Raw genomic sequence first — 11,113 nt, forward strand, 5'->3', positions numbered from 1 at the left:
GGAACTGCGCGCCCAGCCCCCACCCACCCACAGTTTCATGACCCCTCTTCCAGCGAAGCGCTCCGCGCCAGCAACAGCGCCCGTTCCCGCTCGTTGCGGGTGAGCGACGCCGCCCGCTCGAACTCCGCCCGCGCGTCAGCCGTACGGCCAAGCCGCGCCAGCAGATCGCCGCGCACGCTGGGCAGCAAGTGATAGTCGCGCAGGGCGGGCCCGGCGGCCAGGGCGTCGACGATGGTGAGGGCCGGTTCGGGGCCCTCGGCCATCGAGACGGCGACCGCGCGGTTCAGCTCGACGACGGGGGACGGGGTACGGGCGGCGAGGAGTCCGTAGAGCGTGGCGATCCGGCCCCAGTCCGTCTCCTCGTACGTATAGGCGTGGGCGTGACAGGCGGCGATGGCGGCCTGGAGGACGTACGGCCCCGGTCCGCCGCCCATGGACACGGCCTCGGCGCGTGCGAGGGCGGCGAAACCGCGGCGGATCAGCATGCGGTTCCAGCGGGACCGACTCTGGTCCTTGAGCAGGACCGGCTCACCCGACGGCCCGGTACGCGCGGCCGCACGCGACGCCTGGAGCTCCAACAGCGCTGCCAGACCGTGCACTTCGGGTTCCTTGGGCATCAACTCGGCCAGTACGCGGGCGAGCCGGAGCGCGTCCTCGCAGAGCGCGGGGCGTAGCCAGTCGTCGCCGGCGGTGGCCGCGTACCCCTCGTTGAAGATCAAGTAGATGACCTCCAGTACGGATCCCAGCCGGGCTTCGCGCTCCGGCCCGTACGGCACCTCGATGGCCACCCCCTTGGCGGCGAGCGTCCGCTTGGCGCGCACGATGCGCTGGGCGACGGTCGCCTCGGGGGCGAGGTAGGCGCGGGCGATCTCGGCGGTGGTCAGGCCACCGAGCAGGCGCAGGGTGAGGGCGATGCGGGCCTCGGCGGACAGGACCGGGTGGCAGGCGGTGAAGACGAGCCGCAGCAGGTCATCATCAATGTCGTCGGGATCGGACGGCTCGTCGACGTAGCCGTAGGCGTAGGCGCCCGGCGCGGAGGTCTCCAGGTCGCGGCCCATCTCCTCCAGCTTGCGGGCGTACCGTTCCCGCCGCCGTACGAGATCGATGGCGCGGCGCTTGGCCGTGGCCGTGAGCCAGGCGCCGGGGTTGTCCGGGACGCCGTCCCGCGGCCACTGTTCCAGGGCGGTGACCAGCGCGTCCTGCGCGAGTTCCTCGGCGATGCCGACGTCCCGCACGATGCGGGCGACGCGCGCGATGATGCGGGGCGACTCGATACGGAAGACGGTCTCGATGGTGCTCTTGGCGCCTCCAGAGGTGCTCTCGGCGCCCTGTTCAGAGGTGCTGTCGGTGGCTCTTTCGGTGGCTCTTTCGGTGACGCGGCCCGCGGGGTCTGTCGGCTGGTCTGTGGACTCTGCTCTCACGCCACACCATCAGACACCCACGGGCCCGAACGACCAAGGCTCAGGGCTCGACGACTTCCCGCACCTCGCAGGTGACCGTCCAGTGCGACTCGTGGATCTGCAGGAACCGCTTCGTCCACTCGAGCGCCTCGGCCTTGTCCTTGGCCTGGAGCATCGCGTACCCGCCGATGACCTCCTTGGCCTCCGTGAAGGGCCCGTCGGTCAGGGACAGCTCCCCGCCCTCCCACCGGACTCGCGTCCCTTGCGCGGTCGGGACGAGTCCGGCGGTGTCGAGCAGGACCCCCGCCTTCGTCATCTCCTCGATCAGCTCGCCCATCCGCTCCATGAGCTCGGGGCTGGGGCCCTCGGCGGGCGCGTTCTGCTCGTCGATCCGGATCATCGACAGGTAGCGGGGCATGGTGACTCCTCGGGTCGGTCGGCGGGGCTTGTCTCCGCCACTCACCCATGCGTCGAACGGGAGACACCGGGATCGACAGCCACACCGGATTTCTTCCAAGAATCTTCGGCGAGAGTCGTTTCCGCAGGTCGTACGGGGCTGGAGGGGTTGATCGGCCACACGGGTGGTCAGTCGGCGAACTCCTTGAGCTCGTCGGTCTCCAGGGTGAAGCCGATGGGGTCCGGCAAGTCGATGGCGACGCCGAAGGCCCGGCTGGTGACCGAGTCGTACTTCCCCTTTTCCGGGTCCGGGTCCGCGTGCACGACGACGCTGCTCGCATCCCGATCAACGAGAAGGTAGACGGGGATGCCGGCGGCCGCGTAGCCGTGCGGCTTGTCGATTCGGTCGCGCTGGTTCGTGTCCCGGTCACGGGAGGTGACCTCGACGGTCATCAGGACGCCGTCCGGCTCGGCCCACTCACCCGTCCCGACGAAGTGCCTACGGGGAGCCAGTACCCCGTCGGCCTTGGCGCGCCCCTTGCGGTACTCCTCGATCTTGAGTTCCCGCTCTGCGTACAGCCTGAGATCAGGACGATGCTGCATGCACACTTCCTGGAGCCACACGATGATCTCGCTGTGGTTGCCGTCCGGCGCGAGCTTGACCACGACCTTTCCGTTGATGAACTCCAATCGCACAAGCTCGGGCGCGTTGCGGGCGAGTTCATCGAAGTCCTCGACGAGCATCTGGGGCTGGTCGGCAGTACTGGGGTCAGGGGTCATAGCGTCGCCTCCTCCCGTTGCTTTGATCATCGAGTGATCTCGGCAATCCCGGCGTTTCTGCCGGAATGGTCCGTGACGGTGTCACCAGAGCGCGAGTTGCGTCCTGGTGGCCTGTTGACGGTCTCCCGTTTCCTTCCCGGCCCGGGGGCTGGGGATTGTGCCGCCTGCCCGCCCCGTCCCGGCCTTGCGGCGCGGGCGGGTGGTGCGGGTCTTCTGGTCGGCTCCACGGGGCTTCGACTCCGCCTTGACGGCGGGGTCCAGGTCTCCGGCCACTCCGGTACCTGTCGTGCGGGCCGCGAGGGCGACCAGGTTGTGTCCCGCGTTCGCGTCCCGGTCCAGGACGAGGCCGCAGTTGTCGCACTCGAAGACCCGGGTACTGAGGGGCAGTTTGGCTTTCACCACACCGCAGCGCGAGCAGGTCTTCGAGGAGGGGAACCAGCGGGAGGCCACGACGAGGCGTGTGCCGTGCCGACGGGTTTTGTAGGTGAGCTGGCGTCGGATCTCGCCGAGCGCGGCATCTGCGATCCGGCGGGACAGGCTTCGGTTGCGGCCCATTGCGGCGACGTTGAGGTCTTCGACGACGATCGTGCCGTAGGTGTCGGCGAGGCGGGTCGTCATCTTGTGCAGGGTGTCCTCGCGGAGGTTCGCAACCCGGTGATGGATCTTGTTTCGCTGGGCGTTGGCCTTCTCCCAGCGCCTGGAGGGCTGCTGTCCGGTGCGCCGGTCGGGGCCGTGACGGCGGGACACCGTGCGGTTGGCGTGGCGCAGCTGTTTCTGTGCGCCCTCCAGGTGGCGTGGGTTGGCTTCCTCGCCGAGGACACCGTCGCTGTCCGCGAGGACCGCGAGGGTCTTGATACCGAGGTCGATACCGACCGCCGCATCCGGACGGGCCACCTTCACCAGCTGATGCTTCTGCTCGACCTGGAGGGACACCAACCAGCGGCCCCGGCCCAGGCATGCGGTCGCGGACAGGATCCGCAGGTGTCCCGCGTCGACGAGGGCTCGCAGGTCAGCTCGGTTCTCGTGGAGGCGGACGGTGCCGATTCTGGGCAGGGTGACGTGCCTGCCGTCAGGTGCGATGCGGATCGTGCCGGTGGTGAACTTGCAGGTCAGGCGCGCCTTCCGTTTCTGCTTGAAGCGGGGGATGCCCATCTTTGGGCCCTTGCGCTTGCCGTTCTTCGACTTCGCGTAGTTGTCGAACGCCGCCGACGCGCCTGCCAGGCCGGTGTTGTACGCCTCCTTGGAGTTCTCCTGCCACCAGCCGGCGAAACGCGGGTCGGTGCGCTTGGCCTCGTTGAACGCCTTGCGCAGCGAGGGCAACGACCACGACCGCCACGGCGTCAGCTCGTCCTCGCAGATGCCGTAGGACTGCTCGGCCTTGCGCTGCCACCACACGGCGGTGACGTGGGCGACCGCCCAGTTGTACGCGGCCCGCGCGGCACCTGCGTGCGAGTGCAGGTGGCGAGTCGCCGTGGCATTCGGGTCCAGCGCGAGCTTGTGGGCGCGGACGGTGAAGCCCGGCCGCGGCGTGAACTTCTTCACCCGGCCGCCTCCGGCCCGGTGGCGACGGCGACGGCCCGGGCGGCGCGATCGTGCGCGGTGCGGCAGCCGTACAGACGGGCGCACATCGAGGTCAGCACCTCGGTGATGTCCCGCACGAGGTCGTCGGCGCTCTCCGCCGGGTCCAGGACCACCAGGCGCCGTCCCGTGGCGGACAGAGCGGCTTCCAGGTGCTCGACGCCGAATGGGGCGAGGCGGTCTCGGTGCTCGACCACGATCGTCCCTACACCCGGATCAGCGAGCAGCGTGTGCAGCTTGCGGCGGCGCCCGTCCAGGCCGGAGCCGACCTCCCTCACCACGCCGACGACCGCGAGCCCCTGGGCCGTTGCGCCCTGCACGGTACGGGCGACCTGCCCTTCCAGGTCCGCTTTCTGGTCACCGGAGGAGACGCGGCAGTACGCCACGATCCGCCCGGCGGCCTGCGGGGCGGGCTGGGTCACCAGCCATGTACCGGACGGCGTCTGGACGACCGGGACCGGCATACGGCCCTCTTTCGCCCAGGTCCACGCGGTCTGGTAGTGCACGCCGTTGCGTGCCGCCCACTCGGAAAGCTTCACGACGTCAGGTTATTCACTGAGAATACGGGATATCCACTGAAAGAAATGGGAACTACTGTTCCATCCTTCCATCCTGTCCTAAGTTCGGGTGGGCTGTGCTGCACGATCGTCATACGGACTTGGGTTCATCACCGCCGCCCGCCGAACTCCCAGTCGTGGACCTCGATATCGGCATACCGGTCCGGGGTCAGGACGGCGCGTGCCGTCTCCGGATCCGGGGCTCGGACCAGCGCCGCCGTACCCAGCCAGGTGGCGCCGTCGTCGGACAGCAGGGGCCCGTACGCGATCAAATCGTCCTGATCGGGCGGGAGTACGAGGTCGGCGGGCTGGCCCGAGCCGAGGCCGAGCACCAGGTAGCGGTTGCCGCCGGTCAGGTCGCCGGGGAAGTCCCACATGGTGCGGCCCAGCATGTTGCGCCACCGGCGCAGCAGCACGTCCCGGTAGGCGCCCGCCTGGTAGTTGGGCTCGTCGAAGGCGAACGTGCGAGCGGCAGCGGGATTCGACAGGTCGACGATGTGCACGCTGCCGGTGGGCGTTTCGCCGTCGGCGACGAAGGTCGGGCCGCGGGCGATCAGCTGCGTCGCGTACGCGTCCATGTAGGACCAGTGGTCTTCCAGCAGCTCGTTGCGCAGCGCCACGGAGCCGGGCCGATCACGGTGATAGCAGAAGAACTCCATGGCCACAGACTCTCAGGGGCGCCCGCCAGGAGTGCTTCACCGCAACGACTCCCACAACTCCCCCGCCTCCGGCTCCTCCGCCACCACCCGGTTGCGGTCGAACGGAGCCGGTACCACCGGCATCGTCACCGTTCTCGTGTCGGTCGAGGACAAGCCGCTCAGGCTCTGGCCCAGGCTCATCAGCTCGGTCAGCGAATTCAGGTCCGTGTCCGTGGTGAGGCTGCCTGTGAGGGTGTCGGCGACGTTGTAGAGCTTGGCCGGGTTGGTGAGGAGGTCGGTGGCGGAGATCTGGTCCAACAGGGCTTTCACCAGGGTCTGTTGGAGGCCTATGCGGCCCAGGTCGCTGCCGTCGCCTATGCCGTGGCGGGTGCGGGCGAGGGCCAGGGCGTCCTTGCCGTCCAAGTGGTGGGTGCCGGCCTTCAGGTCCAGGTGGCTCTTCTCGTCGACGATGTCCTCGTCCGTGGTCACCGTGACGCCGCCCAGCGCGTCCACCAGGTCCGCGAAGCCGGCGAAGTCGATCTCTATGTAGTGGTCCATGCGGACGTTCGTCATGGACTCCACCGTCTTCACCGCGCAGACCGGACCGCCCACGGAGTACGCGCTGTTGAACATCGCGTTGTACGCCACCGGCGTCGAACCGCCGGACTCCCGCGGGCACGCCGGGCGCGTGACGAGCGTGTCGCGCGGGATGCTCACGATCGTCGCGCCCGTACGGCCCTCGTCTATGTGGACGACCATCGCCGTGTCGGAGCGGGCGCCGGAGCCCTCGCCGCCACCGCCGAGCGAGGCGTTGCGTTTGCCGCTGCGCGAGTCCGAGCCGAGGACCAGGATGTTCAGCGCGCCGCTGGGCAGCGGGGTGGCGGAGGCGGACCCGGCCGAATCCGGTGTCACCGTCCCGCGGGCGGGACGGTTGTCGCCCAGGGCGCTGTCGATGTCGACGCTCTCGATGTTGCGGTTCAGCTGCCAGTACGCCAACGCCGCCGCGGCGACCGAGACGACGAGAACGCAACCGAGCGCGATACCGGCGGCCTTGAGCAGGCGTGACCGCCGCCGGCCGACTCGTTGTTCCCCTTGTTCGTCTTCTCCGCCCACACTGAGGAACGTAAGTCCGAATTGTTACGAGCGGGATCTCTGGCGGTCTTTTCTGAGGAAACTCTCACATTCCGTTTAGTTTCCCAAGATTTCTCCGGCCGCTCCGAAAGTTTCGGTGCGACCTCCGACGGACCTCCGTCGGACCTCCGACAGATCCCCGACGGTCCTCCGGCCGACTCCGGCAGACTTCGACACACTCTCCGGACAGTTACGCCGAAGGCATCCCCGTACTGCTCCGCACCACCAGACTCGTCGCCAGCTCCACCCGCGTCGCCGTCGACGGCCGCTCCCCGCGTCCCAGGTCGAGGACGAGCCGGGCCGCCGCCTCGGCCATCTCCATGAGCGGCTGGCGGACGGTGGTCAGCGGAGGGCCCACCCAGCGGGCCACCGGCAGGTCGTCGAAGCCGACGATGCTGAGGTCCTCGGGTACCCGAAGCCCCAGCTCACGGGCCGCCTCGTACAGGCCGAGGGCCTGGAGGTCGTTGCCCGCGAAGACCGCCGTGGGGCGGTCGGGCAGCTTCAGCAGTTCGAGCCCGGCGCGGTAACCGGCCTCGTGGTGGAAGTCGCCCGTCCGGATGAGGGACGGATCGACCGGCAGTCCGGCCGTTTCGAGCGCGGCCCGGTAGCCGTCGAGCCGCGCCCGGCTGCACATCATCCGCGAGGGTCCACTGATCACCCCGATCCGGTGGTGGCCGAGGTCCACGAGATGGCGGGTGGCGGCAAGCCCGCCCTGCCAGTTGGTGGCGCCGACGGACGGCACGTCGTCGCCGGGATCGCCCGCCGGGTCCATCACCACGAAGGGGATGGAACGGCTGGTCAGCAGCGCCCGCTGGGACTCGTCGAGCCCGCTCAGGACGAGCACGACGCCATGCGGCCGACGGGCCGCGACCTGGTCGGCCCAGGTGCGCCCGGGGGTGAGCCGGCCCGCGCTCTCGGAGAGCACCACGCTCAGTCCCTCGTCCCGCGCGACATTTTCGACGCCCCGGATGACCTCCATCGCCCAGGCGCTCTCCAGCTCGTGGAAGACCAGGTCGATCAGGGGCGAACGGGAGGCCTCGGCCCGGCGGCGCCGATAGCCGTGGTGGCGCAGCAGCTCCTCGACACGGGTCCGGGTCGCCGGGGCCACATCGGCACGGCCGTTGAGCACCTTCGAAACAGTCGGAGCCGAGACTCCCGCCTCGCGGGCGATCTCGGCGAGCGTCGCGGAGCGGGCTACGGCGGGATTCGGGTGAGTCATGAGCGCGATCGTATCCCTGCGCACCCTCTTGACGAAGCCCATTGACGGCCATACGTTCCCGGAACATTCGAAGTAACACCCGAAACATTCGTGAGAGGTGCAGTCATGGAGTCGATCAGCGGGCTGTCCAACGGCGGGCCGGCCGGCGACGGGCAGTCGGGCGGCAGGCCGCGCGGCGGCGACAGGCCGCCGGGCCAGGCCGCCGGCAGCCGGTCCTTCAGCAGGCGCTGGGTGCTCGGCGCCGGCGCCACCACCCTGCTCACCACCGGACTGGCCGCCTGCGGCTCCGGCGACGGTTCCGGCGGCAGCAGCGGCGAGATCACCGCCTTCGTGTACGGGGACGACGCGGTGAAGGTGCAGGTGGCGTCGGTCAAGCGGTTCAACGCGTCGCCTGCCGCCAAGAAGACCAAGGGCAAGGTCAAGCTGACCAAGGTGCCCGGCTCCGACTACTCCCCCAAGCTGCGTACGGCCATGGGCTCGCCCGGGCAGCCGGACGTCTTCTTCAACTGGGGCGGCGGCTCGATCAAGGCGTACCAGGAGTCGAAGCAGCTCGTCGATCTGACCGACATCATCGAGGCCGACCCGGTCCTCAAGGGCGGCTTCCTGCCCTCGGTGCTCGCGGCGGGCGACCTCGACGGACGTCATTACGGCATCCCGATGCGCGGCATGCAGCCCGTGATCCTCTTCTACAACAAGTCGGTCTTCGCCGAGCACAAGCTCCAACCACCGAAGACCTGGGACCAGTTGCTGGACATCAACGCCAAGCTGAAGGCGGCGAAGATCACCCCGTTCGCGCTCGGCGGCGCCGACATGTGGCCCGAGCTGATGTGGCTGGAGTACCTGGTCGACCGCATCGGCGGCCCCGAGGTCTTCAAGCGGATCCAGGACGGCGACTCGGAGGGCTGGGGCGATCCGGCCATGGTGAAGGCCGCCGAGCTGGTGAAGGAGCTGGTCGACGACGGCGCCTTCGGCTCCGGCTTCAACTCCGTGTCGTACGTCAACGGCGGCGCGCCCGCGGCCTTCGCCAAGGGCAAGGCGGCCATGCACCTGATGGGCTCGTGGGAGTACTCGACGCAGCTCGGCAAGTTCCCGGACTTCGCCAAGAAGAACCTGGGCTGGGCCGCCTTCCCCACGGTCGAGGGCGGCACCGGCGACGTCCGCAACGTCGTCGGCAACCCCACCAACTACTGGTCGATCAACGCCCGTACGAAGAACCAGGACGCCGCCGTCGCCTTCCTGAAGGACGCCGCGTCGGAGGCGTACGCGAAGGCTCTCGTCGCCAACGGAGACGTACCGACGACCTCCAACGCGGCGAAGCTCCTCGCCTCGGCCCCGAATCCCGAGTACGCGAAGTTCCAGTACGACATGGTCGAGCAGGCGCCCGCCTTCACGCTCTCCTGGGACCAGGCGCTCGGTGACGAACTCGCCACGCCCATGCACACGGAGATCAGCAAGCTGTTCCTCGGCAAGTCGTCGCCGAGCCAGTTCGTGGCGGCCTGCAAGGAGTTGAAGTGAGCGCCACGAAAGCGAGCGCCACCGTTCCGACGAAACGCCCGCCGACGAAGCGCCCGTCGGCGAAAGCGAAGGCAGGCAAGGCGCACGCGGGCCGTCCGCACGCCGCCTGGGCCCTGCCCGGGGTGCTGTTCTTCGCGTTCTTCGCCATCGTCCCGATGGGCGTGGCGTTCTATCTCTCGTTCACCACCTGGGACGGCCTCGGCGATCCGCAGCCGGTCGGCCTCGACAACTGGCGGAAGCTGTTCGACGACCCGCGTTTCGCCCAGTCCCTGTGGCTTACCGTGCTGCTGACGGCCGTCAGCTGGGCCTTCCAGACGGTCGTGGCCCTGCTGCTCGGCGTCTGGGCCGCGGGACGGCAGCGCAACCGGGCGGTCCTGTCGGCGATCTTCTTCGTCCCGTTCCTGCTGTCCTCGACGGCGATCGCGCTGCTCTTCTACGCGTTGCTCGACCCGAACTTCGGCATCATCCAGAAGGACACGCTGGGCTCGTCCAGCGGAGCGTTCCTCGCGATCGTGTTCGTCGGCGGCTGGCAGTTCATCCCGTTCCACACGCTGATCTACCAGGGCGGGGCCCGCCAGATACCCGAAGTCCTCTACCAGGCGGCGGCCATCGACGGCGCGGGCCGCTACCGCCAGTTCTTCTCGATCACGCTGCCGCAGCTGCGCCACACGATCACCACGTCCACCGTGCTGATGGTCGTCGGCTCACTGACGTACTTCGAGACCGTGCTGATCCTCACCAAGGGCGGCCCCGGCACGGACACGGCGATCCTGCCGTACCTGATGTACGAGGCGGGCTTCAAGCGCTACGACTTCGGCTACGCGAGCGCCATCGCGTCCTTCCTGGTCCTGGCCGCCACCGGCCTGTCCCTGCTTCTGGTGCGCCTGACCGGCTTCGGCGGCATGCGCAGTACCCGCGAAGGGATGTGACGGAGTGTCACACGATACGTTGCCGCGTCCCGCGAAGACCGAGGAGCCACCGACGCAGTCCCCGTCGCGGCGCCGCCGCCTGCACTGGACCAAGCGCCCCAACCCCCTCGCGGGTCTCGGCTCGGTCCTCTGGCTCGCGGTCGTCATCATCCCCATCTACGCGATGCTGTCGGCCTCGCTCACCAGCCAGGACAAGGCACTCACCGGCAATCCCCTGAAGCCGCCCACCAGTCCGACCCTCGACAACTACAACACCGTCCTGAACTCCGGCTTCGGCCATCTGCTCAGCAACACGGTGATCGTCGCCGTCGCCGTCGTGGGCATCGTCCTCGTCCTCGCGGTCCCCCTGGCCTACGTCGCCGTACGCACCCGGAACCGCTGGTCGGGCATGGCCTTCCGGCTGTTCCTCCTCGGCGTCGCGATCCCGGCCCAGGCGGTCGTCGTACCGCTGTATCTCCTCATCGCCGAACTCAACCTGTACGACTCCCTGCTGGCGGTCATCCTGCCGACCGCGGCCTTCGCGATGCCGGTCTCGGTGCTGGTCCTCGTCGGCACACTGCGGGACGTGTCGGAGGACCTGTACGAGGCCATGGCCCTGGACGGCGCCTCACCGCAGCGGATGCTGTTCCAGCTCGCCATCCCGATGGCCAAGGGCGGCATCAGCACCGTCGTGATCTACGCGGCGCTCCAGGCCTGGAACGGCTTCCTCTTCCCGCTGATCTTCACCCAGTCCGACGGACCACGGGTCCTCACGCTCGGACTCTTCAACTACGTCAGCCAGTTCGGCGTCAACATCCCCGCCCTGCTCGCCTCGGTCGTCCTCTCCGGCGTCCCGATCTTCGCCGTCTATCTGGTGGCCCGCCGTGCTCTCGTGGGCGGCCTGATGGGCGTAGGCGGAAAGTGAACTCACTTACTCTGACGGGAGTTTCATGAGCACCACCCCCTGGCGTGAGCCCGCCCTGCCCGCCAC

Annotated in this window: 11 protein-coding genes; 3 read left to right on the forward strand and 8 right to left on the reverse strand. The window is 68.9% G+C overall.

From position 1 onward, the window contains the following. Positions 1-35: 35 nt before the first annotated feature. The 8 genes from G5C60_RS46620 to G5C60_RS46655 form a co-directional block, all read right to left on the reverse strand. Positions 36-1,292: a sigma-70 family RNA polymerase sigma factor gene (locus tag G5C60_RS46620; protein ID WP_165269690.1), complete on the reverse strand. Its 1,257-nt coding sequence runs from the start codon at positions 1,290-1,292 to the stop codon at positions 36-38. 169 nt (positions 1,293-1,461) lie between these two features. Further along, positions 1,462-1,818: a YciI family protein gene (locus G5C60_RS46625; protein WP_165269672.1), complete on the reverse strand. Its 357-nt coding sequence runs from the start codon at positions 1,816-1,818 to the stop codon at positions 1,462-1,464. Between the two features lie 167 nt (positions 1,819-1,985). Continuing rightward, positions 1,986-2,576, reverse strand: a complete 591-nt coding sequence (locus G5C60_RS46630; protein WP_165269674.1) for a Uma2 family endonuclease — start codon at positions 2,574-2,576, stop codon at positions 1,986-1,988. Positions 2,577-2,657: 81 nt separating this feature from the next. After that, the gene (gene tnpB, locus G5C60_RS46635; protein ID WP_165269676.1) at positions 2,658-4,118 is read right to left on the reverse strand and encodes an IS607 family element RNA-guided endonuclease TnpB; all 1,461 of its coding nucleotides are present in this window, start codon (positions 4,116-4,118) and stop codon (positions 2,658-2,660) included. Next, a complete protein-coding gene (locus tag G5C60_RS46640; protein ID WP_165269678.1) occupies positions 4,115-4,693 on the reverse strand; it encodes an IS607 family transposase in 579 nt (192 codons plus the stop codon). The genes tnpB and G5C60_RS46640 overlap by 4 nt, the downstream gene beginning before the upstream one ends. A 128-nt stretch (positions 4,694-4,821) precedes the next feature. Next, on the reverse strand, positions 4,822-5,370 hold the full coding sequence (locus tag G5C60_RS46645) for a YciI family protein (protein WP_165269680.1): 549 nt from the start codon (positions 5,368-5,370) through the stop codon (positions 4,822-4,824). A gap of 36 nt (positions 5,371-5,406) precedes the next feature. Beyond that, positions 5,407-6,462 (reverse strand): LCP family glycopolymer transferase, encoded by a 1,056-nt coding sequence (locus tag G5C60_RS46650; protein WP_165269682.1) that lies wholly within the window; start codon positions 6,460-6,462, stop codon positions 5,407-5,409. 208 nt (positions 6,463-6,670) lie between these two features. Then, positions 6,671-7,699 (reverse strand): LacI family DNA-binding transcriptional regulator, encoded by a 1,029-nt coding sequence (locus G5C60_RS46655; RefSeq protein WP_165269684.1) that lies wholly within the window; start codon positions 7,697-7,699, stop codon positions 6,671-6,673. A 105-nt stretch (positions 7,700-7,804) separates the two neighbouring features. Here G5C60_RS46655 and G5C60_RS46660 point away from each other — a divergent pair, with 105 nt between their 5' ends. The 3 genes from G5C60_RS46660 (at position 7,805) to G5C60_RS46670 (ending at position 11,047) form a co-directional block, all read left to right on the forward strand. Continuing rightward, positions 7,805-9,214: an ABC transporter substrate-binding protein gene (locus tag G5C60_RS46660; protein ID WP_165269686.1), complete on the forward strand. Its 1,410-nt coding sequence runs from the start codon at positions 7,805-7,807 to the stop codon at positions 9,212-9,214. A gap of 113 nt (positions 9,215-9,327) precedes the next feature. Next, entirely contained in the window at positions 9,328-10,143 is an 816-nt protein-coding gene (locus G5C60_RS46665; RefSeq protein WP_165269692.1) for a carbohydrate ABC transporter permease, read from the forward strand. 4 nt (positions 10,144-10,147) lie between these two features. Beyond that, positions 10,148-11,047: an ABC transporter permease subunit gene (locus G5C60_RS46670; protein WP_165269688.1), complete on the forward strand. Its 900-nt coding sequence runs from the start codon at positions 10,148-10,150 to the stop codon at positions 11,045-11,047. Positions 11,048-11,113 lie beyond the last annotated feature (66 nt).

Source organism: Streptomyces scabichelini (assembly GCF_011045015.1).
Taxonomy (GTDB): domain Bacteria; phylum Actinomycetota; class Actinomycetes; order Streptomycetales; family Streptomycetaceae; genus Streptomyces; species Streptomyces scabichelini.